We start from the raw sequence: 21,629 nt of genomic DNA, 5'->3' as shown, positions 1-21,629 counted from the left end.
GCCGAATACCAGCAGCGCGAGCAGGAGCAGCAGGAAGATGGCCAGGACGATGCCGCCCACCGCCCAGTGGTTGATCTCGAGCACGGTCACGGGTGAAAGGGTAACCGAGTCACCGCGTGTGGCCGTCGCCGGTCACGACGTACTTGGTGGAGGTCATCTCGGGCAGGCCCATGGGGCCGCGCGCATGGAGCTTCTGGGTGCTGATCCCGATCTCCGCCCCGAAACCGAACTCACCGCCGTCGGTGAACCGTGTCGAGGCGTTGACCAGCACCGCCGCGGCGTCCACCTCGGCCACGAACCGCCGGGCCACTGCCTGGTCGCCCGTCACGATCGCCTCCGTGTGACCGGTCGAGTAGCGCCGGATGTGATCGAGCGCTCCGTCGAGGTCGGGCACCACGGCCGCCGAGATGTCGTGGCTGAGGTACTCGCGCCCGAAGTCGTCCTCGGTGGCCGGCACCACCCCGTCGTACGACGCGAACGCCGCGTCGCCGTGGATCGTCACCCCGCCGTCCTGCAACGCGGCGACGACCGCCGGTAGGAATGTCTGCGCGACGTCGGCGTGCACGAGCAGGGACTCGGCCGCGTTGCACACGCTGGTGCGGTGGGTCTTGGCGTTCAGCACGATCGCCAGCGCCATGTCGAGGTCGGCCGCGGCGTCGACGTACACGTGGCAGTTGCCGACGCCGGTCTCGATCACGGGCACCGTCGACTCCTCGATGACCGACTCGATCAGGCCGGCGCCACCACGCGGCACGAGTACGTCGACCAGTCCGCGGGCGCGCATCAGCTCCTTGACGGTCTCGCGCGAGTCGGCCGGCACCAGCTGGACGCAGTCGGCCGGGAGTCCGGCGTCCTCGACAGCGTCCCTGAGGACCCGGACCAGAGCGGCGTTGCTGCCCCTCGCACTGCTGCTGCCGCGGAGCAGGACGGCGTTGCCCGACTTCAGACAGATGCCCGCGGCGTCGACCGTGACGTTGGGCCGTCCCTCGTAGATCATCCCGACGACCCCGAACGGCACCCGCACCTGTCGCAGCTCGAGCCCGTTCGCCAGGGTGCTGCCGCGCACCACCTCCCCCACCGGGTCGGGCAGGCGCGCGAGGTCGCGCAGCCCCTCGGCCATCGCGGACACCCGCTCGCTGGTCAGTCGCAGGCGGTCGATCATGTGGTCGTCGGTGCCGGCGTCCTGCGCGCGACGTACGTCGTCGTCGTTGGCCGCGAGCACCTCGTCGACCTGTCCGTCCAGGGCGTCGGCCATCGCCAGCAGCGCGGCATCCTTGGTGGCTCGTGTCGCCAGGGCGAGCTTCCGGGACGTCAACCGCGCCCGGCGCGCGAGCTCGATGACGTCGGTGCTCATGGGGCGATCGTAGGCGCTTGGTGTCGGGCCACCTCGCGCCGACTGGAAGCGCGGCGCTCACTGCTTGCGCTGCTTGACCTCCTCGGTCAGCGCGGGCAGGACCGTGTGCAGGTCGCCCACGACGCCGAAGTCGACGAGCTCGAAGATCGGGGCCTCCTGGTCCTTGTTGACGGCCACGATCGTCTTCGAGGTCTGCATGCCGGCGCGGTGCTGGATGGCGCCGGAGATGCCGGCGGCGATGTACAGCTGCGGCGACACGGTCTTGCCGGTCTGGCCGATCTGGTAGCTGTGCGGCTTCCAACCGGAGTCGACCGCGGCACGCGAGGCACCGACGGCGGCCCCGAGTGCGTCGGCGAGGTCCTCGACCGGCTCGAACTTGCCACCCGTGCCACGACCGCCGGAGACGATGATCGCGGCCTCGGTGAGCTCGGGGCGACCGGTCGCCTGGCGCGGCTCGGCCTTGTAGATCTTGGCGCCCTTGGCGGCGTCGGAGACGGTCACCGAGACCTCCTCCACCGTGCCCGCGCCATCGGATTCGACAGGGGCGGTGGAGTTCGGCTTCACGGTGATGATCGGCGTGCCTTTGGTGACCTTCGCCTTGACCGTGTAGTTGCCCGCGAACACCGACTGGGTCGTGGCCGGACTGTCACCGCCACCCGACGCGGCCTCGACGTCGACGGCGTCGGTGATCAGCCCGGACTCCGTCTTGATCGCGAGTCGGCCGGCGATCTCCTTGCCCTCGGCCGACGAGGTGATCAGGACAGCGCCGGGCCCACCGTTCTGCCCGGACTTCTCCATCACCTGCTGGAGCGCCTCGGCCTTCGGCGCGACCAGGTAACCCTTCAGATCCTCATCGTCGACGACGTACACCGTGCCGGCGCCGTACTTCTTGACGGCCGCGGCGACCTCGGAGCCCTGATCCTTCGGCCCGATGAAGACCGCGGACGGCTCGCCGAGGCGGGCGGCGAGGGTGAGCATCTCGTAGGTCGGCTTCTTGACCGACACACCCTCTGGGCCCTCGGCGTGGTCGACCAGCACCAGGATCTCGCTCATTGTCTTCGCAGCTCCCTGTCTCGGGCCTCAGATGAACTTCTTGGCAGCGAGGAAGTCGGCCAGCGCCTTCGCGCCCGAGCCCTCCTCGTCCGTGACGATCTCGCCGGCCTCGCGCGGTGGCCGGGCGGTGGTCTCCGCCACCTCGGTCCATGCCACGGAGAGACCTACGTCGCCGACGTCGACCCCGAGGTCGGACAGCGACAACGTCTCGAGCGGCTTCTTCTTGGCCGCCATGATCCCCTTGAACGACGGATACCGCGCCTCTCCGGACTGGTCGGTCACGGAGATGACCATCGGCATCGTGCCGCCCACGACCTCGGTCGCGACGTCGCCGTCGCGCTGGATGCGCACCTGGTCGCCCTGCGTCTCGACCTTCGACGCCAGCGTGAGCTGCGGCAGCGAGAGCCGCTCGGCCAGCATCGCCGGCACCACGCTCATCGAGCCGTCGGTGGAGGCCATCCCGCACATCACCAGGTCGTAGGAGTCCCTCTCGATCGCCTTGGCCAGCACCAGGGACGTGGCGATCGCGTCCGAGCCGGCGATCGCGTCGTCGACGACGTGCACGCCCTGGTCGGCTCCCATCTGGAGCGCCTTGCGCACCGCGTCGAGGGCCGAGTCTGGCCCGACGCAGAGCGCGGTCACCTCGACGTCGTCGGGGTTCTCGGCCTTCTCCTTGATCTGGAGCGCCTGCTCGACGGCGTACTCGTCCAGCTCGGACAACAGCCCGTCCACGCCCACGCGGTCGACGGTCTTGTCGTCCTCGAAATGCCGGTCACCGGTGGCGTCGGGCACGTACTTCACACAGACAGCGATCTTCATGGCCGCGACGGCCCTCCTGTGTCCTGCGTCGTCATCGGGGTGTGTTGGCGAGGCTACCGGCAGCCCGGACGAGCGTGGAACTCGGGCAGCGGTGGCATCCCTCACAGTGAAACTGTCACGGTCGCCGAGCCGAGCCCGAGACGCGGAACGGCCCCGGCACACGAGGGCGCCGGGGCCGTTCCTACGTCGAGCTCAGTGAGTCACCTGACCCTGAACGAGGCCCTGCCGGAGGAGGCCTTGAGACCCTTGTCGCCGCCGAACTTGGCGGTGATGGAGTACTTCCCGGCCCGCTTCACGTGCTTGAAGTGGACCTTCGCGATCCCCTTCTTGTTGAGCTTGCTCTTGACGGACTTGAGCACGTGAGTCCCCTTCTTGAGGGTGAACTTCACCTTGCCGGTACCGGCCAGCTTGAACTTGGCACCCTTCACCTTGGCGGTGCCGGTGGCCTGGTTCTTCGTGGTGTTGTACTTGGCCGACGTCACCGTCTTCGACTTGTCCTTGCTCACCGTGATGGTGCCCAGCTTCTGGGTGCCGTTGGTGGGTGCGGAGCAGGTGTCCGACACCGGGGTGTCTCCGCCCGCACCGCCGCTGAGGACCAGTGCAGCCGACATGGAGCCCAACGACACGGACCACTTGCCTGCCTTGAGCGGACGGATGGTCCCGGTCCCGGAGGCCGGGATGTCCTGGGCGCCGCCGTTCAAGGCGGTGTTCGGGATCTTCATCGAGAACGGCATGGTGTTCTTCGCGCCCTTGGCAGTCAGGGTGCCCTTCACGTGGGTGCCGAGGGTGCTCGCGAGCCCGCCCTGCGCGGCGTTGAGATGGATGACCTGCGACATGGCGTGCTTGTCCGTCTGACCGGCCACCATCTTGGTCTTCAGACTGCCGAAGTTGAAGGTCACGTTGGTGGGCCCGAGCGTGGCGCAGCTGTACGTGAGGTCCTTGGTCGCTGCGACGGCTGGGCCGGCCATCGTCCCGATGGCCAGCGCGGCCGCTCCGGCCGCGCCGATGAGCTTGAGATGCTGTGAACGAGCAGACATGTGCGGAAGTCCTCCTGGGGGTTCGAGTTCACGCGGGACGCTCCCCGGCCCGCGCGAAGCACCCCATCACACCACCCCGGCAAATGCCAGAGTCCCACGACGGCTGCCGTGTGATTTGGGCGGAATCTCAGGAAACGCGACCGGAGCGGGGGCGGATGATGCCGGCCACGATCTGCCCGATGATCAGCCAGACGACCGCGGCCAGACCCCAGTTCACGACCGCGTTCTTGGTCAGCGCGGAGTGGCTCTGACCCTTCCAGTGGGCGACGCCGTCGGTCCGCGAGAACACCCCGAAGTCGAGCTTGTCCGCGGTGTCGATGCAGAACTTCACCAGACCGTTGTCGGGGTTCGCCTTGAGCGCGATGCACAGCGCGCCCGCGGCCAGCACCAGCGCGGCGACGCAGCACGCGACCCAGACCAGCTGGGCGATCCGCGCACGCACCTGGTTCGCAGCGGCCTTCGCCTGTGCCGTGCGGTCGACCTTGGTCTCCTCGACCTCGGCGTCGTCGGGCGTCCCGGCTCGACGGGTGCTTCGAGTCATGTCCCGAGGATGGCACAGCCGAGTCTCACCTCGCAGGAGGTTGGCCGAGCTTCAGCGGCCCTGGAACTCCGCCTTGCCCGGCCCGCTCTCCACGAACGACGTCATCCCCGTCCGGCGGTCCTCGGTGGCGAAGAGGGCTGCGAACTGCTGCCGCTCGATGGCCAGACCGGTGTCGAGGTCGACCTCCAGACCCTGGTCGATCGACTCCTTCGCGGCGCGCACGGCGTACGTCGCAGCGTTGCTGAACTGCCGAGCCCAGGCCAGCGCCTCGTCGTACACCCGGTCGGCCGGGACGACCCGGTCGACGAGGCCGATCGCCAGCGCCTCGTCGGCCTTCACGAAGCGACCGGTGAAGATGATGTCCTTGGCCCGGCTCGGGCCGACCAGACGTGTCAGCCGCTGGGTCCCGCCGGCACCCGGGATGACTCCGAGCAGGATCTCCGGCTGACCGATCGCGGCGTCCTCGGCGGCGAAGCGCACGTCGGCGCAGAGCGCGAGCTCGCAGCCGCCACCGAGGGCGTACCCCGTGATCGCGGCGACGACCGGTTTCGGGATGCGGGCGACCGCGGTGAACGAGGACTGGAGCGCACCGGAGCGCTTGACCATGTCGACGTACGACATGTCGGCCATCTCCTTGATGTCGGCGCCGGCGGCGAAGACCCTCTCGCCGCCGTACACGACCACGGCCTTGATGTCGTCACGCTGGCTCGCCTCCGTGGCGGCCGCGCGGATCTCCTCCTGGACCTGCACGTTGAGGGCGTTCATTTTCGGCCGGTCGAGCCGGATGGTCCCGACACCGTCCTCGACCTCGAGCCGCACGAACTCCGCCATGGGTGTGCCTCGTCTCTCTGGGGGATCCTCCCGGCATTGTGCCGAGCGTCCGTCACAATGTCGCGGGTGACCCCAGGAACCTGGCGCCGACCGGGCGAGTCCGCGCCGGTGTGGCCCGGACGCACCTGGCCGCTCGGCGCGTCGTACGACGCGGAGGCCACGAACTTCGCGGTGCGGGCGCCTGCCGCCACCCGGATGTGGGTCTGCCTCCTCGACGAGGAGGGCCACGAGACGCGGCACGCCCTGACCGAGGTGTCGTTGGGCATCTGGCACGGCGCGATCCCCGGAGTGGCACTCGGGACGCGCTACGGCTACCGCGCCGAGGGGCCATGGTCACCGGACATGGGGATGCGGTTCAATCCCGAGAAGCTTCTCCTCGACCCGTACGCGCGAGCGGTCAGCGGCGAGCTGGTCGACGACCCGGCGATCTTCGGCTACGACGTGAGCTCGCCGGCCCGGCGCAGCCGCCTCGACTCCGCGGCGTACGTCCCGAAGGGGGTGGTCGTCCACGACCCGGACTTCGACTGGGGCGACGACCACCGCCCGTACACCCGGTGGCGCGACACCGTCATCTACGAGCTGCACGTCAAGGGGATGACCGCGCTCCACGACCGCGTGCCCGAGCACCTGCGTGGCACGTACGCCGGGTTGGCCACGCCCGCGGTGACCGACTACCTGCGCGACCTCGGCGTGACGGCGGTCGAGCTGCTGCCGGTGCAGGAGTTCGCCAGCGAGCCCCGCGTGATGCGGCGCGGGATGGCCAACTACTGGGGCTACAACACGATCGGGTTCTTCGCTCCCCACCACGGCTACTCGTCGTCCGGCGACCGCGGCGGGCAGGTGCGCGAGTTCAAGGAGATGGTGAAGGCGTTCCACGCGGCGGGACTCGAGGTGATCCTCGACGTCGTCTACAACCACACCGCGGAGGGCTGGACGGACGGTCCGACCCTGTCGTTCCGCGGGTTCGACGACCGCGCCTTCTACCACCGCGGAGACCCGCGCCCCGCTGGTGAGGCCTTCGACGACTCCTACTGGGACGTCACCGGCTGCGGCAACACCGTCGACGCCTCCGACCCCTTCGCTCTCCGCCTGATCCTCGACTCCTTGCGCTACTGGACGTCCCAGATGCGCGTCGACGGCTTCCGCTTCGATCTGATGACCGCGCTCACGCGGGTCGGACAACAGGTCGACATGGCCAGTCCGTTGCTGGTCGCGATCGACCAGGACCCCACGCTCCGCCACGTCAAGCTGATCGCCGAGCCGTGGGACGTCTCGGGAGACGGCTACCGGGTGGGCGAGTTCCCGCCGTCGTGGGTGGAGTGGAACGACCAGTACCGCGACACGGTCCGCGACTTCTGGCGCGGCCGCTCCAGCGGCATCCGGACCGTCTCGACCCGACTGGCCGGCTCGTCCGACCTGTACGCCGACGACGGGCGCTCGCCGTACGCCTCGGTGAACTTCGTGACCGCGCATGACGGCTTCACGCTGCGCGACCTGGTCTCCTACGAGTCGAAGCACAACGAGGCGAACGGCGAGCTCAACCTCGACGGATCGGACGACAACCGGTCGCAGAACTTCGGGGTCGAGGGCGAGACCGACGATGCGGAGGTCGACGCGCTGCGCCGGCGTACGGCGGCGAACCTGCTGGTCACACTGTGCCTCTCGACCGGCGTCCCGATGATCACCGCCGGCGACGAGCGCGGTCGCACGCAGGGCGGCAACAACAACCCGTACGTCCAGGACAACCAGGTGTCGTGGATCGACTGGCGGCCGGCCGACGCGTGGCTCGACGTCTACGAGATCACCAAGGCGGCGCTGCGGCTCCGTCGCGAGCACCCGGCGCTGCGGCAACGGCACTGGTTCGAGGGCCGACCGACGATCGAGGGCGGCCGCAAGGACCTGATCTGGGTGCACCCGGAGGGTCGTGAGATGACCGGCGACGACTGGGCCGACAACGAGCTGTCCGTGGTGGGGATGCTGGTGACCGGCGACCCGCTCCGCTCCCCCGGTCCCCGCGGGGAACAGCTGTGGGACAGCTCGTTCCTGATCTGGCTCAACGCCGACGCCGACGCGGTGAAGGTGACGATGCCGTCGGAGAGCTGGGTCCGCGACGGCGAGGTCGTGGTGTCGACGTGTCCCGAGCACCCGGTGGGAACCGAGGTCGAACGCGGCGAGTCCATGACCGTGGACGGCCGCACCGTGGTGGTCGTCCGCGAGGTCTGACCCGAGGTGGGACTTCTCCGCCGCCCAAGTGGGACTTCTCCGCTGTCCAGGTGGGCGTCTCCCCGAGAGAACTCCCATCTCGAGGCGGGAGAACCCCCACTTCGGCCTGGGAGAACTACCACTTCGGCGTTTACGGGAGGGCGACCAGGCCCATCTCGGAGGCGGAGGAGAGGACGCTGTGGCGGGGTACGACGCGGACGGTGTAGCCGAAGGCGCCGCCGCGCTTGAGCTGTACCTCGCCGTCGAAGCGGTAGCGGCCTCCGTCGTAGCTGTCGGCCAGGTCGAGTCGGGTGACCGTGGACTCGACGAGGTCGTCGTCGCCGTTGATCACGCCGTGCACCACCTCGACCGCCACGTCGTCGGGCGTCAGTCCGCCGAGCGCGACGAACGCGCGGACGGTCAGCACCGAGCCGACCTCGGGGTTGTCGCCGACGCCGTGGCTCTCGACGTGCTCGACGCGCACGTCGGCCCAGTCGGCGCGCACCTGCTGCTTCCAGGAGGCGAGCTCGGTGGCGCCCTTGTAGTCGGAGTTCAGGGCCCGGCCGGTGATGGCGGCGGGCGTGTACAGCTGACGGACGTAGTCGCGCACCATCCGCGTCGCCAGCACCTTGGGGCCGAGCGACTTCAGGGTGTGCCGCACCATCTCGATCCAGCGGCCCGGGACATCGTCGTGGTCGACGTCGTAGAACCGCGGCGCGACGTCCTTCTCGATCAGGTCGTAGAGCGCTGCCGCCTCGAGGTCGTCACGTCGGTCGGGGTCGTCGACGCCGTCGGCGGACGGGATCGCCCAGCCGTTGGAGCGGTCGTACCACTCGTCCCACCAGCCGTCGAGGATCGACAGGTTGAGGCCGCCGTTCAGTGCCGCCTTCATGCCCGACGTGCCGCACGCCTCGTACGGGCGCAGCGGGTTGTTGAGCCAGACGTCGCAGCCCGGGTAGAGCGGCTGCGCCATCGCGATGTCGTAGTTCGGGAGGAACACGATGCGGTGCCGGACCTCGGGGTCGTCGGCGAAGCGGACGATCTCCTGGATCAGCTTCTTGCCGCCGTCGTCGGCGGGGTGCGCCTTGCCGGCGATGATCAGCTGAACCGGCCGCTCGGGATGGAGCAAAAGCCGCTTGAGCCGCTCGGGGTCGCGCAGCATCAGCGTCAGCCGCTTGTACGACGGGACGCGGCGCGCGAAGCCGATCGTCAGCACGTCGGGGTCGAGCACCTCGTCGACCCAGGTCAGCTCGGCGGCCGGGATGCCGCGCTTGAGGTTGGACTTCAGCAGCCGCTGTCGGGCGTCGAGCACCAGCCGCTCGCGCAGCAGACGCTTGACCGACCAGATGTCGGCGGACGGCGTCTGGTCGACGGCGTTCCAGAACGAGTCGACCTCGTCGGCGTCGCCGTTCGCGCCGTGCCGCGCGGCCAGGTCGAAGACCTCGCGCCCCACCCACGTCGGCGCGTGCACGCCGTTCGTGATCGACGTGATCGGCACCTCGGCCTCGTCGAACGCCGGCCACAAGCCGTGGAACATCTCCCGGCTCACGTGTCCGTGCAGCTTCGAGACGCCGTTCGCGCGCTGGGCCAGCCGGAAGCCCATCACCGCCATGTTGAACACGGTCGGGTCGCCGCCGACGTAGTCCTCCGCGCCGAGCGCCAGGATGCGCTCCAGCGGTACGCCGGAGACCGGCCCTGCCGTGCCGAAGTACTGCTCGATCAGCTCCCGCGAGAACCGGTCGATCCCAGCCGGCACGGGCGTGTGGGTGGTGAAGACGGTGGAGGCCCGGGAGACCTCGAGCGCGGTCGGGAAGTCGAGCTTCGGCCCGCCCTCTTCTACGGTCAGCTCGCGGATGCGCTCCAGGCCGAGGAAACCGGCATGTCCCTCGTTGGTGTGGAACACCTCGGGCTCCGTGGCGCCGGTGATGCGGGCGTGGACGCGCAGGGCGCGGACGCCGCCGATGCCGAGCAGGATCTCCTGCCGCAGACGGTGCTCCGAGGTGCCGCCGTACAGTCGGTCGGTCACCTCGCGGTAGTGGTCGGGGTTGCCCTCGACGTCGGAGTCGAGCAGCAGCAGCGGCACGCGGCCGACCTGGGCGACCCAGATCTTGGCCAGCAGCTCGGGGCCTCCCGGCATCGCGATGGAGATGTGTGCGCGCGCGCCGTTCTCTTCCCGCAGCAGCGAGATCGGCAGCTCGTCGGGATCGAGCACGGGGTACTTCTCGAGCTGCCAGCCCTCGCGCGACAGGGACTGCTTGAAGTAGCCCGCGTGGTACAGCAGGCCGACGCCGACCAGGGGTACGCCGAGGTCGCTGGCCGCCTTGAGGTGGTCGCCGGCCAGGATGCCGAGGCCGCCGGAGTACTGCGGCAGCACGGCGGTGATGCCGAACTCCGGGGAGAAGTAGGCGATCCGCGTGGGCGCCTCGTCGCCGGCCCTGCGGCTGTACCACCGCTCGCCCCCGAGGTAGGCGTCGAGGTCGGCCTTGGCCGAGCCGAGCCGGTCGAGGAAGCCCTGGTCGGAGGCCAGGTCCTCGAGCCGCTCGGGATTCACCGCGCCGAGAAGGCGCACCGGGTCGCGCTTGGTCGACTCCCAGATCTCGGGGTCGACCTCGGCGAAGACGTCCTGGGTGGGTGGGTGCCACGACCACCGCAGGTTCCCGGCGAGATCGCCGAGCGCCGACAGCGGCGGGGGCAGGACCGGACGGACGGTGAAACGACGGATCGCACGCACCCGAGGACGGTAGCCGAGATCGACTTGATCGTTCCAATCATCCCCGCGATGGGCGCGCCGGAGCCCTCTCCTTGCCTCGTACGACGTCGACCCGGAGGGCTGACGGTCAGGTCCGTCACGGCCCGGGCTCGAGTGGTTCGGTCCGGTGGTGTCGAGACAGGCGCAGAGCGCCTTCCGGAACCACCGACGTCGCCTTGCGTGCCGGTGGCCGATTCGGAAGGGTGACGAGCATGGTCGGTCGTATCCCCATCATGGGCGTGATGCCTCTGGTCGATCTCGGTCGGCTCCCCGCGAAGGCGACCGCGGGTGAGCCACAGCCCGTCTCGGCGACCGTGTTCCGCGAGGGACACGACAAGGTGGGCGCGGAGGTGGTGCTGGTCGCCCCCGACGGCTCGCGGCGGCCGCCGGTGCGGATGCAGCCCGACGGGGAGGTCCCGGACCGGTACGTCGCCTGGGTCGCCCCCGACTCCGAGGGCGCCTGGACCTTCGAGATCGACGCATGGTCCGACCCACTCGCCACCTGGGAGCACGCGGCCGGGCTGAAGATCCCGGCCGGCGTCGATGTGGAGCTGATGTTCACCGAGGGCGGGCTGCTTCTCGACGAGGTGGCAGCCGACCCCGGGCTCGACGCGCGCGAGAAGGAGGTCGTCGCCGGCGCGGCGTCCGCAGCGCGCGACGCCTCCCGCCCGGTCGAGGCGCGGCTGGCCGCCCTGCAGTCCCCCGACCTCGTCGCCGTCCTCGACGCGCACCCGATCCGTCGGCTGCTCACCGTCGAGGGTCCCTACCCCCTCTACGCCGACCGACCCCGCGCGTTGTACGGGAGCTGGTACGAGTTCTTCCCGCGGTCGGAGGGCGCGACGTACGACAAGAAGAAGGGGACGGTGGTCAGCGGCACGTTCACGACGGCGGCCAAGCGGCTCGACGCCGTGGCCTCGATGGGCTTCGACGTGATCTACCTGCCGCCGATCCACCCGATCGGCGAGGTGAACCGCAAGGGACCCAACAACACCCTCGACCCGAGCCCCGACGACCCGGGCTCACCGTGGGCGATCGGCAACAAGGACGGCGGCCACGACGCGGTCCATCCCGACCTCGGGACGCTGGAGGACTTCGACGGGTTCGTGACCCGCGCGAACAGCCTGGGCCTCGAGGTCGCGCTCGACCTCGCGCTCCAGTGCGCCCCTGACCACCCCTGGGTGACGTCACATCCCGAGTGGTTCACCACACAGGCCGACGGCACGATCGCGTACGCCGAGAACCCGCCGAAGAAGTACCAGGACATCTACCCCCTGAACTTCGACAACGACCCGACCGGCATCTGCCGGGAGGTCCTCCGCGTCGTCCGGCACTGGATGAAGCACGGCGTGCGGATCTTCCGCGTCGACAACCCGCACACCAAGCCGGTGGCGTTCTGGGAGTGGATGCTGCGCGAGATCCGGCGGACCGACCCCGACGTGCTGTTCCTGGCCGAGGCGTTCACCCGTCCGGCGATGATGTCGGCGCTGGGCGCGATCGGCTTCCAGCAGAGCTACACCTACTTCACGTGGCGCACGGCCAAGTGGGAGATCGAGGACTACCTCCGCGAGGTCTCCCACGAGACCAGCCACCTGATGCGGCCGAACTTCTTCGTGAACACCCCCGACATCCTCCACGCCTATCTCCAGTACGGCGGGCCGGCCGCGTTCAAGGTGCGAGCGATGCTGGCGGCCACCGGGTCCCCGAGCTGGGGGGTGTACGCCGGGTACGAGCTGTTCGAGCACGTCGCGGTGCGGCCGGGGAGCGAGGAGTACCTCGACTCGGAGAAGTACCAGATCCGCATCCGCGACTGGGACGCCGCGGAGACGGATGGCCGCACCCTGGCGCCGTACCTCACGGCGCTGAACGCCGTACGCCGCGCCCACCCGGCGCTGCAGCAGCTCCGCAACCTCGTCATCCACTCCAGCGACGACGAGAACGTGCTGGTGTTCAGCAAGCAGGCCGGGGACGACCTGGTCATCGTCGTGATCAATCTCGACCCGCACGCGGCGCGCGAGACCATGGTCCACATCGACCTACCGGCGCTCGGCCTCGACTGGCACGACAGCCTGGCCGTCCACGACGAGATCACCGGACAGGACTGGCACTGGAGCCAGCACAACTACGTCCGGCTCGACCCGGGCACGGAGCCAGCCCATCTGCTGACGGTGCGGAGCACCTGATGAGTGACGTCGGTGGTGGGCCCCTGGTCGGGAACGAGAGCAGCATCGTCGGGTCGACGGCGGAGCAGGAGCAGAGCGACTGGTACCGGACCGCGGTCTTCTACGAGGTGCTCGTGCGGTCGTTCCGCGACGCCAACGCCGACGGCACGGGCGACTTCCGCGGCGTCATCGAGAAGCTCGACTACCTGAAGTGGCTCGGCGTCGACTGCCTGTGGGTGCCGCCGTTCTTCACCTCGCCGTTGCGCGACGGCGGGTACGACGTGGCCGACTACACCTCGATCCTCCCCGAGTGCGGCACCGTCGACGACTTCCGCGACTTCGTCGCGGCCGCGCACCAGCGCGGCATGCGCGTGATCATCGACTTCGTCATGAACCACACCAGCGACGCCCATCCGTGGTTCCAGGCGTCTCGCAGCGACCCCGAGGGGCCGTACGGCGACTTCTACGTCTGGTCCGACACCGACGACATGTACGAGGACGCGCGGATCATCTTCGTCGACACCGAGCCGTCCAACTGGACCTGGGACCCGGTGCGTCAGCAGTACTTCTGGCACCGCTTCTTCTCCCACCAGCCCGACCTCAACTTCGACAACCCCAAGGTCCACGAGGCGATGCTGGAGGCGATGTCGTTCTGGCTCGACATGGGCCTGGACGGCTTCCGGCTCGATGCCGTGCCCTATCTGTACGAGCGCCCGGGCACCAACGGCGAGAACCTCCCGGAGACCCACGAGTTCCTGCGAATGGTCCGCCGGTTCATCGACGAGAAGTACCCGGGAAGAGTGCTGCTCGCGGAGGCCAACCAGTGGCCGGCGGACGTCGTCGACTACTTCGGCGGCAAGCGCGACGAGGACACCGGGAAGTACGTCGGCGACGGCGACGAGTGCCACATGTGCTTCCACTTCCCGGTGATGCCGCGCATCTTCATGGCCGTCCGGCGCGAGTCTCGGTTCCCGATCTCGGAGATCATGGAGCTGACCCCGCCGATCCCGGACAACTGCCAGTGGGGCATCTTCTTGCGGAACCACGACGAGCTGACCCTCGAGATGGTCACCGACGAGGACCGCGACTACATGTGGGACGAGTACGCCAAGGACCCCCGCATGAAGGCAAACATCGGCATCCGGCGGCGGCTGGCTCCCCTGCTCGACAACGACGTGAACCGGATGGAGCTGTTCACGGCTCTGCTGCTGTCGCTGCCCGGCAGCCCGGTCCTCTACTACGGCGACGAGATCGGGATGGGGGACAACATCTGGCTCGGTGACCGGGACGGCGTACGCACGCCGATGCAGTGGACGCCCGACCGGAACGCCGGCTTCTCCTCGGCCACCCCTGGCAAGCTGCACCTGCCCGCGATCCAGGACCCGGTCTACGGCTACCAGAGCGTGAACGTCGAGGCCCAGCTCGAGGACTCCTCGTCGCTGCTCCAGTGGACGCGGCGGATGATCCACGCGCGGCGCGGGCACCCGGCGTTCGGACTCGGCGGGTTCCTCGACCTCGGCGGCACCAACCCCTCCGTGCTGTCCTACGCCCGCGAGCACGCCAGCACCGACGAGCACGGCGCCCGGGCCTCGGACGTGATCGTCTGCGTCAACAACCTCTCCCGCTTCGCACAGCCGGTCGAGCTGGACCTGCGGCGCTGGGAGGGATACGTGCCCGTGGAACTTCTCGGCGTAGTCCCCTTCCCCGCGATCGGCGAGCTCCCGTATCTCCTGACCCTCGGTGGGTACGGGTTCTACTGGTTCCGGCTGACCGCACCGACCGAGGAGGTCACCGCCACGTGACAGACGAGACCAGCTCGGGCCAGACCAGGGAGTCGGGCGAGATCTCGGTGACCCCGAACGACGGCCTCCGCCAGCTCTCCGAGTACATCGAAGGAGCGCGATGGTTCGGTGGCAAGGGGCGCGGGCTTCGTGTGACCGGGGCGCGCAGGATCGGCGTGATCGCAGACGAGGGCCCCCGGGTCGTGGTCGACCTCGTCGCGGTCGCCTACCAGGACGGCGACACGGAGCTGTACCAGGTGCCGCTGGTGCTCTACACGGACCCGGAGCACCGGCTCGACCATGCGTTCGTCGGCTGGTGGCAGGACCCGGACGTGGGCTGGACCCACGCCTACGACGCCGTCCACGACCGCGAGGCGATGGCGGCGTACCTCCGCGCCTTCGCCTACCCGCCCGACGGGCCGCTGACGTTCCACCGGGTCCCCGGCGAGGAGCTGGACCCGACCGCGCCGTCGACGCCGTTCACCGGCGAGCAGTCGAACTCGTCGGTCGCGTTCGGCGAGCAGGCGCTGCTGAAGATCTTCCGGCGGATCACGCCGGGCACCAATCCGGACATCGAGGTCCACGAGAAGCTGACCCTGGCCGGGTCGGACAACGTTGCCGCACTGCTGGGATGGATTGAGTGTGACGCCGATGGCTTCGAGACGCGCACCGAGCGCCCTCCTCAGCCGGCGGGAGGCGCCGTGTTGCAGCTGGCGATGCTGCAGCAGTTCCTGCGGACCGCGAGCGACGGGTGGGAGCTGGCGCTCACGTCGGTGCGCAACCTGTTCGCCGAGGCGGATCTGTTCGCCGACGAGGTCGGTGGTGACTTCGCGGCCGAGGCGCAGCGGCTGGGCGAGGCGGTGGGACACATCCACCAGCTGCTCGCCGAGCACTTCCCGACCTCCGAGCGCACGTCGTCCGACCACGCCGAGCTCGCCAAGGCGATGACCGAGCGGCTCGAGGCTGCGATCACCGTCGTCCCCGAGCTGGCCGAGCTGGCGCCGGCCGTTCGCGACCTGTTCGCGGCGGTCGGGCCGATCGGGTCCGGCGCCGTCCAGCGCGTGCACGGCGACCTGCACCTGGGCCAGACGCTGCGAACCGCCAAGGGCTGGAAGATCGTGGACTTCGAGGGCGAGCCCGCCAAGCCGCTGTCGGAGCGGGTGCTGCCGGACTCCCCCTGGCGCGACGTCGCCGGGATGCTGCGGTCGTTCGACTACGCACCGCGCGCGGCGGCGATGACCGCAGCGGCCACCGGCGACGACGGTGCCGAGCAGCGTGCGTTCCGCGCCGCGGAGTGGTCGGCGCGCAACCAGGCGGCGTTCCTCGAGGCGTACACCGGTCGCGACCTGACCGGCGACGAGCAGACCCTGCTCGCGGCGTACGTCGCGGACAAGGCCGTCTACGAATGTGTCTACGAGGCCCGCAACCGGCCGACCTGGCTGTCGATCCCCATGGCCGCGCTCAGCCCCGGCCATCTCGAGACCCAGAGTCAGATTGACGGAGCGCGACGATGAACCGGCTACCCACGAGCCAGATCGAGCAGCTCACCCGTGGCGAGTACGGCGACCCGCACTCGATCCTCGGCCCGCACCCGGACGGCGACGGGGTGACCTTCCGGATGTACAAGCCGTTGGCGCGCACGGTGACCGTCGTGACCTCGGACGGCGTCCGGGTGCCGATGGAGCACGAGCACGACGGGGTCTGGGTGGGCGTTCTCCCCGCAGGGGGTCTCGAGACCGGCGCACAGCGCCCTCCTCGACCAGCGGACGTGCCTGACTACCGGGTCGAGGTCGACTACGGCCAGGGTGCGATCACCGTCGACGACCCGTACCGATTCCTGCCAACGCTCGGCGAGATGGATCTGCACCTGGTGAACGAGGGACGGCACGAGCTGCTGTGGACCGTCCTGGGGGCACGGGTGCACCACTACCGCCCCCTCGACGGCAGCGCGACCGGCGACGTGACCGGTACGTCGTTCGCCGTCTGGGCGCCGGGCGCGCGCGGCGTACGGATCGAGGGGGACTTCAACTCCTGGGACGGGCGCGAGCACCCGATGCGCCAGCTCGGCGAGTCCGGGGTGTGGGAGCTCTTCGTGCCGGGCATCGGTGTCGGCGCGGGCTACAAGTACGTGGTCCTCGGCGCGGACGGCGAGTGGCGCGAGAAGGCCGACCCGATGGCGTCGTGGGCGGAGATGCCCCCGGCGACGTCGAGCCGCGTCTTCGAGTCGTCCCACGAGTGGGGCGACGGCGCGTGGATGCGCGCGCGGGCCGAGAAGCAGCCGGTCTCGCAGCCGATGTCGGTCTACGAGGTGCACCTCGGCTCGTGGCGGAAGCGGCACGGGGACGTGCTCACCTGGGACCAGCTCATCGAGGAGCTCGTCCCGTACGTCGCCGACCTCGGCTTCAGCCACGTCGAGCTGATGCCGGTGATGCAGCACCCGTTCGGCGGGTCGTGGGGCTACCACGTGACGTCGTACTTCGCGCCGGACTCGCGCTTCGGCGAGCCGGACGGCTTCCGGCGGCTGGTCGACGCCTTCCACCAGAACGGCATCGGAGTCCTCCTCGACTGGGTGCCGGGACACTTCGCGACCGACGCGTGGGCGCTGGCGCGGTTCGACGGCACCCCGCTCTACGAGGACCCCAACCCGCAGCGCGGCTGGCACAAGGAGTGGGGCTCCCACATCTTCAACTTCGGCCGGCGCGAGGTCCGGAACTTCCTCTACGCGAACGCGCTGTACTGGCTCGAGGAGTTCCACACCGACGGGCTGCGCGTCGACGGCGTCGCGTCGATGCTCTACCTGGACTACGCGCGACCCGAGGGTGAGTGGACCCCGAACAAGTACGGCGGCAACGAGAACCTCGAGGCCGTCCAGTTCCTCCAGGAGATGAACGCCACCGTCTACAAGCGGGTGCCCGGCGCGACCACGATCGCCGAGGAGTCGACCTCCTGGCCGGGCGTCACCCGCACCACCGACAGCGACGGTCTCGGCTTCGGCTTCAAGTGGAACATGGGCTGGATGCACGACTCGCTCGACTATCTCAAGCGCGAACCCGTCCACCGGTCGTGGCACCACAACCAGATGACGTTCGGCCTCACCTATGCCTTCAGCGAGAACTTCGTGCTCCCGCTCTCGCACGACGAGGTCGTCCACGGCAAGGGCTCTCTGCTGCGGAAGATGCCCGGAGACCGCTGGCAGCAGCTGGCGAACCTCCGCGCCTACCTCGCCTTCATGTGGGCACACCCCGGGAAGCAGCTGCTGTTCATGGGTGGCGAGATCGGCCAGGAGTCGGAGTGGGCCGAGTCGCGGGAGCTCGACTGGTGGCTCCTCGACCATCCGGAGCACCTCGGGGTCCACCGGCTGATGAAGGACCTCAACCGAGTGTACGCCGACTCCCCCGCGATCTGGTCGCGCGACCACGAGTCCGACTCGTTCGAGTGGATCGATGCCAACGACGCCGGGCGGAACGTGTTCTCGTTCATCCGTCGCGGGGTCTCGACAGGCTCCACCGGCGAGCGGAGCGCCTTGGTCTGCGTGTCGAACTTCGCGGCCGTCCCGCACAGCGACTACCGGCTCGGGCTGCCCGCCGCGGGCGAGTGGCGGGAGGCGGTGAACACCGACGCCGCGACGTACACCGGCTCCGGCGTCGGCAACCTCGGGGTGGTGACGGCGGTCGAGGGCGGCGAGAGCGGCCAGCCCGCGCACGCGACGCTGGTGCTGCCCCCGCTCGCCACGATCTGGCTACGCCGCGACTGAGTGGGTTCGGGCACACCCTGTGCCCACAACAGCGGTGTGGGAGGTGCGTTGTGGAACACCGCGTGCCCTCATGGAGACCTCGAGGGCACCGTTGTGGAACACCTTGTCACACATCGTGTGAACGGCAGCCCGCAGTGGGGGCACAGGGCGTTTCACAACGCCACCCGCCCTGCCCCGGTTGAGGGCATACCTGGTGCCCTTTCCCGCCTGTGGAAGAGCTCCGACGCCACCGCGTCAATCGGCGTAAGAAGGGAGCTATGCCCAGACGCATCGACTACGTGGGTCGGTTCGAGTTCATCCGTCAGGCCGCGTTCGCGGTCGTGAGAGACGAGGGCGTCGAGGCCCTGTCCCGGCGACGGGTGGCCTCCGAGCTCGGGACCGGTGTCAACACCATCCGACGTTCTGTGGCCGGCTGGGCCGACCTCGCCCGGCTCGCCGCCGACCAGGTGCGATCCCGGCGCAGAGCCGGGCGCCTGGGTCGACGGACCGAGGATCCGCGCGAGGCGGTCGCGTTCCTGGTCCGGTCGCTGATGCCCGAGGACGAGACCCACCTGGACGAGGAGCTGGTCTGGCTGAAGCTCGTCGCGGCCTGCGCGCTTCGATCCAGCGGGCTCGAGCGACCCGGCCAGCTGAGGGAGGAGTTCGGGATCGCCCAGCGCGGGTACGACGACGGCATCTCCGCACCCGACTGGCCCGATCGCTCTCGCCCCGGCGGACAACATCGTGGACAAGAGGACCGCCGGACGGCGCTCGAGGAATACCTCGCGGACCGCGAGAAGGAGCTCGCCACCACCGTCGGTCGCGTGCTGGATCTGCTCGACGTACCGGAACCACGGTCGGACGCCGCGAGCACCATGATCGCGCTCATCGAGGGACTGACCCTCTCCGCCTGTCTCGGCCGGGTCACGCCCGACCGGGCGACCGACCTGGCCCTCGCTCACGCCTTCGCCATCCCGGGACCGGGCGCCGCCCCCGCTGCCTAGGCCTCCCGGGCGACGTGCTCCGAGACGGGATGCAACGTCGTGACCGGCCGGTAGCGATAGAGCATCCCGTTGTCCCACACGAGGTAGGCCTCGGGCGCCGAGACGTGGAGGATCATCGACTCGTACCGCTTGGCGATCTCCGCGAGAGCATCCATCCCGGCGACGTCCGCGATCGGTCCGTCGCGGAGCGACAGTGTCCCGACCTCGACGATGCGCGAGCCGTACAGGGCTCGGATCCGCGTCACCTCTCCGCGCGGCCCACTGGTGCGTAGCAGCGGCTTGGCGAGCCACAACGCCATCAGCGCACAGAGCACTGCCACCCCCAGGCCGGCAGTGCGTACGACGGAGACGGGCAGCGGCAGGACGGGCATCCGGTTCGTCACCACGACCCGGTAGGTGGCCTTGCCTGTGGCCGTGGGTGCGAGCTCGGACTGGACGTCCGTCGCCCCGTCGGGCGGCGCCACCCGGAGGTTCGAGCCGTCGACGTCGAAGGTGAGCTGCGGACCGAAATGGTCACCGAACCGTTGCCCGTGCGCGGTGCCGTGGACGGTGACCTGTGGAGTCAGGGTCAGCGTGCTGGGGCTGGTATCGGTGGCACCGGCGTCGTGCTGCGCCTGGCCGACGAAGGCCAGGATCGCCCGAAGGGGCAGCTGGCCCGTGATCGTGGTTCTCGAGCCCGAGAACCTGGCACTCGTCGCCACCGGGAAGTCCCGCGACAGGCCACCGGCGGTCTGCACGGTCGCCACCATCTGCGACGTCCCGTGCACCCGCTTCGCCCCGGCGGCGTCGAGCCGGTAGTCGAATGTCGCGGTCACCGGCCCGACCAGCGGGACCAGGATCGGATCCCCGGTCCGTACGCCTTCGTCGCCGTACACCGTCCCCGCAGAGTCAGCCGCGGCGTGGTACCCGAACGTGCCCGACTGGCGGTAGGGCACGGACTTCTCGTCGGAGCGGCTCGTGGGCATCGACCAGGCGATCGCCACCAGGGCCAGGGCCACGATCGCGACGACTGCGAGCGCGGTGATGGTCTCCACCCGGCTGACCGCCGGTTCGTCCGTCCGCACCCGGGCGGACGCGAGCTGGCTGTCACGCTGCTTATGACGCATGGTGTCTCCTCCTACGGCGAGGGATCCGGGGCTTGCGTACCCCGAGCAGGGTGATCGCGAAGACCAGCCCTCCGAAGAACAGTGGTGACCTCAGCCACTGCAGGTAGCGACCGGCTCCCGGCAGGTACAGCCACTCCTGGCCGACCAGGTCTGACCGCCGGGCGTGGTACTGGTCGCGGAAGTCGTTGTTGTCGCCCTTGAAGACGTAGCGATCGCCGTCCAGGGCGACGATCCGGTGCATGACGACGGCGTGGAGCTGGGCGTTGTGGTAGGCGACGACCATGCCCACGTCATACGAGGCGCGAGTATGGGTGACCACCAGACCGTCGCCGTGGAAGTGCGGCAGCATGCTGGTGCCGTCCGTGACGACGTACGACGCGGGGCCGCCGAGGGCGGCGGGTGCGAGCAAGGCCCACAGCACCGCCGCCGCGGCGATCCCCATCAGCCACCTCACCACGCTCCGGCTGCAGACGCGCAGCCCCCTGGGCGCGACCGTTCCGGCGCGTGCGAGCGCTCCCGGCGCGCTGAGCTCGTGAGATGTCATCTGGATCCGATCCCCGACTGCCGTGGGACCCGAACCGCCGGGTCCCACAGACCCGGACTACTGGGCCGCCGAGACGTTCAACATGTCGGAGGCCGGAGCGCCGCCGGGGAAGTACGCGAGGGCGGCAGCCCCGCTGTTCGTGTTGCTGCAGGTCCACGTGTAGCCACCGTCCGGGCTACCGCAGTCGGTGTAGGCGAACCACGGGGTGGCCTGGTTGACGTGGATCTGCGCCGACGCCCGGGATGCCTGGTGGTCCAGGGTGAAGGTCACGCTCTTGATGTAGTTCAGGTGCGGGTTACCGATGCTGTCGACGTACGTGTAGTGGATGTTGCTGACGTTGTATCCGGAGATCGCCGACTCCCCGGCGCCCGCCCGCGACTCGGGGACACCGTTGACGGCCATGAACGCGAAGCCGCTGCACCCGAGCACGGCTGCGGCCCCGATCGGCAGCGCCACCCTCCTGACGATGCTCTTCATGAAGTGGGTTCCTTCCTCCCCGCCAGGTTCTCGCCTGGCCGGTCCGCCCCCTGCGGACCGCGTTCATGCTTGGCCCCGCGTGCGGGCCCGTCATCGGTAAATCTGTTGATGTCGTCGGCGCCTCACCCGCCTCGTGGCCCGCTGGGACTACCGGCCCGGCACGCGGGCGCCTTGACTCTTCACGGATGCGCGGGCACCCTCAGAGCGCGATGGTCCCGGGGGGACCACGGGGATCTCAG

At 69.6% G+C, this 21,629-nt stretch carries 16 protein-coding genes; 6 read left to right on the top strand and 10 right to left on the bottom strand.

Annotation, left to right across the window (positions count from 1 at the left end; genetic code table 11):
- Positions 1–109: 109 nt before the first annotated feature.
- The 6 genes from VGJ24_RS14325 to VGJ24_RS14300 form a co-directional block, all read right to left on the bottom strand.
- Complete coding sequence (locus VGJ24_RS14325; RefSeq protein ID WP_331501304.1) at positions 110–1,354, bottom strand: glutamate-5-semialdehyde dehydrogenase; 1,245 nt, start codon at positions 1,352–1,354, stop codon at positions 110–112.
- Positions 1,355–1,411: 57 nt separating this feature from the next.
- Positions 1,412–2,407, bottom strand: a complete 996-nt coding sequence (locus VGJ24_RS14320; protein WP_331501303.1) for an electron transfer flavoprotein subunit alpha/FixB family protein — start codon at positions 2,405–2,407, stop codon at positions 1,412–1,414.
- A 27-nt stretch (positions 2,408–2,434) separates the two neighbouring features.
- Positions 2,435–3,226, bottom strand: a complete 792-nt coding sequence (locus tag VGJ24_RS14315; RefSeq protein WP_331501302.1) for an electron transfer flavoprotein subunit beta/FixA family protein — start codon at positions 3,224–3,226, stop codon at positions 2,435–2,437.
- A 200-nt stretch (positions 3,227–3,426) separates the two neighbouring features.
- Positions 3,427–4,263 (bottom strand): Ig-like domain repeat protein, encoded by an 837-nt coding sequence (locus VGJ24_RS14310; RefSeq protein ID WP_331501301.1) that lies wholly within the window; start codon positions 4,261–4,263, stop codon positions 3,427–3,429.
- A gap of 127 nt (positions 4,264–4,390) precedes the next feature.
- On the bottom strand, positions 4,391–4,804 hold the full coding sequence (locus VGJ24_RS14305; RefSeq protein ID WP_331501300.1) for a hypothetical protein: 414 nt from the start codon (positions 4,802–4,804) through the stop codon (positions 4,391–4,393).
- Between the two features lie 51 nt (positions 4,805–4,855).
- Positions 4,856–5,635 carry an enoyl-CoA hydratase/isomerase family protein gene (locus VGJ24_RS14300; RefSeq protein WP_331501299.1) on the bottom strand — a complete coding sequence of 260 codons (780 nt, stop codon included), beginning with the start codon at positions 5,633–5,635 and terminating at the stop codon, positions 4,856–4,858.
- 66 nt (positions 5,636–5,701) lie between these two features.
- Between VGJ24_RS14300 and glgX the strand changes: the two genes are divergently transcribed.
- Positions 5,702–7,858, top strand: coding sequence for a glycogen debranching protein GlgX (gene glgX, locus VGJ24_RS14295; RefSeq protein ID WP_331501298.1), 2,157 nt, complete (start codon positions 5,702–5,704; stop codon positions 7,856–7,858).
- A gap of 130 nt (positions 7,859–7,988) precedes the next feature.
- Here glgX and glgP read toward each other — a convergent pair whose 3' ends face one another.
- Entirely contained in the window at positions 7,989–10,568 is a 2,580-nt protein-coding gene (glgP, locus tag VGJ24_RS14290; protein ID WP_331501297.1) for an alpha-glucan family phosphorylase, read from the bottom strand.
- Positions 10,569–10,798: 230 nt separating this feature from the next.
- Here glgP and VGJ24_RS14285 point away from each other — a divergent pair, with 230 nt between their 5' ends.
- The 5 genes from VGJ24_RS14285 to VGJ24_RS14265 all read left to right on the top strand — a co-directional run bounded on the left by VGJ24_RS14285 (position 10,799) and on the right by VGJ24_RS14265 (position 19,263).
- Positions 10,799–12,766, top strand: a complete 1,968-nt coding sequence (locus VGJ24_RS14285) for an alpha-1,4-glucan--maltose-1-phosphate maltosyltransferase (RefSeq protein WP_331501296.1) — start codon at positions 10,799–10,801, stop codon at positions 12,764–12,766.
- A complete protein-coding gene (gene treS / locus VGJ24_RS14280; protein ID WP_331501295.1) occupies positions 12,766–14,547 on the top strand; it encodes a maltose alpha-D-glucosyltransferase in 1,782 nt (593 codons plus the stop codon). The genes VGJ24_RS14285 and treS overlap by 1 nt, the downstream gene beginning before the upstream one ends.
- The gene (locus VGJ24_RS14275; protein ID WP_331501294.1) at positions 14,544–16,040 is read left to right on the top strand and encodes a maltokinase N-terminal cap-like domain-containing protein; all 1,497 of its coding nucleotides are present in this window, start codon (positions 14,544–14,546) and stop codon (positions 16,038–16,040) included. Before treS ends, VGJ24_RS14275 begins: the two co-directional genes overlap by 4 nt.
- Positions 16,037–18,280: a 1,4-alpha-glucan branching protein GlgB gene (gene glgB, locus VGJ24_RS14270; protein ID WP_331501293.1), complete on the top strand. Its 2,244-nt coding sequence runs from the start codon at positions 16,037–16,039 to the stop codon at positions 18,278–18,280. Before VGJ24_RS14275 ends, glgB begins: the two co-directional genes overlap by 4 nt.
- Before the next feature lie 257 nt (positions 18,281–18,537).
- Positions 18,538–19,263 carry a hypothetical protein gene (locus VGJ24_RS14265; protein ID WP_331501292.1) on the top strand — a complete coding sequence of 242 codons (726 nt, stop codon included), beginning with the start codon at positions 18,538–18,540 and terminating at the stop codon, positions 19,261–19,263.
- On the opposite strand, the gene VGJ24_RS14260 is transcribed toward VGJ24_RS14265, so the two are convergent.
- Genes VGJ24_RS14260 through VGJ24_RS14250 form a run of 3 tightly spaced genes read right to left on the bottom strand, consistent with a single transcriptional unit; the run spans position 19,260 to position 21,390 of the window.
- Positions 19,260–20,369: a hypothetical protein gene (locus VGJ24_RS14260; protein ID WP_331501291.1), complete on the bottom strand. Its 1,110-nt coding sequence runs from the start codon at positions 20,367–20,369 to the stop codon at positions 19,260–19,262. The two genes, VGJ24_RS14265 and VGJ24_RS14260, sit on opposite strands and share 4 nt — an antisense overlap.
- A complete protein-coding gene (locus VGJ24_RS14255; RefSeq protein ID WP_331501290.1) occupies positions 20,359–20,913 on the bottom strand; it encodes a S24/S26 family peptidase in 555 nt (184 codons plus the stop codon). The genes VGJ24_RS14260 and VGJ24_RS14255 overlap by 11 nt, the downstream gene beginning before the upstream one ends.
- Before the next feature lie 57 nt (positions 20,914–20,970).
- Entirely contained in the window at positions 20,971–21,390 is a 420-nt protein-coding gene (locus VGJ24_RS14250) for a hypothetical protein (RefSeq protein ID WP_331501289.1), read from the bottom strand.
- Positions 21,391–21,629: the final 239 nt, after the last annotated feature.

Origin of the sequence: Nocardioides sp. (genome assembly GCF_036493135.1) — a bacterium.
In the GTDB taxonomy this organism is placed as follows: domain Bacteria; phylum Actinomycetota; class Actinomycetes; order Propionibacteriales; family Nocardioidaceae; genus Nocardioides.
Note: the sequence above shows the minus strand (reverse complement) of the source record. Positions and strands in the feature narration are given on the sequence as shown.

Coding starts and splice junctions, on each gene's coding strand:
- glgB (WP_331501293.1), top strand. CDS start 16,037: ATGAACCGGCTACCCACGAGCCAGATCGAGCAGCTCACCCGTGGCGAG.
- VGJ24_RS14285 (WP_331501296.1), top strand. CDS start 10,799: ATGGTCGGTCGTATCCCCATCATGGGCGTGATGCCTCTGGTCGATCTC.
- VGJ24_RS14310 (WP_331501301.1), bottom strand. CDS start 4,263: ATGTCTGCTCGTTCACAGCATCTCAAGCTCATCGGCGCGGCCGGAGCG.
- VGJ24_RS14250 (WP_331501289.1), bottom strand. CDS start 21,390: ATGAAGAGCATCGTCAGGAGGGTGGCGCTGCCGATCGGGGCCGCAGCC.
- VGJ24_RS14315 (WP_331501302.1), bottom strand. CDS start 3,226: ATGAAGATCGCTGTCTGTGTGAAGTACGTGCCCGACGCCACCGGTGAC.
- VGJ24_RS14260 (WP_331501291.1), bottom strand. CDS start 20,369: ATGCGTCATAAGCAGCGTGACAGCCAGCTCGCGTCCGCCCGGGTGCGG.
- VGJ24_RS14265 (WP_331501292.1), top strand. CDS start 18,538: ATGCCCAGACGCATCGACTACGTGGGTCGGTTCGAGTTCATCCGTCAG.
- VGJ24_RS14255 (WP_331501290.1), bottom strand. CDS start 20,913: ATGACATCTCACGAGCTCAGCGCGCCGGGAGCGCTCGCACGCGCCGGA.
- VGJ24_RS14305 (WP_331501300.1), bottom strand. CDS start 4,804: ATGACTCGAAGCACCCGTCGAGCCGGGACGCCCGACGACGCCGAGGTC.
- VGJ24_RS14320 (WP_331501303.1), bottom strand. CDS start 2,407: ATGAGCGAGATCCTGGTGCTGGTCGACCACGCCGAGGGCCCAGAGGGT.
- VGJ24_RS14300 (WP_331501299.1), bottom strand. CDS start 5,635: ATGGCGGAGTTCGTGCGGCTCGAGGTCGAGGACGGTGTCGGGACCATC.
- VGJ24_RS14325 (WP_331501304.1), bottom strand. CDS start 1,354: ATGAGCACCGACGTCATCGAGCTCGCGCGCCGGGCGCGGTTGACGTCC.
- treS (WP_331501295.1), top strand. CDS start 12,766: ATGAGTGACGTCGGTGGTGGGCCCCTGGTCGGGAACGAGAGCAGCATC.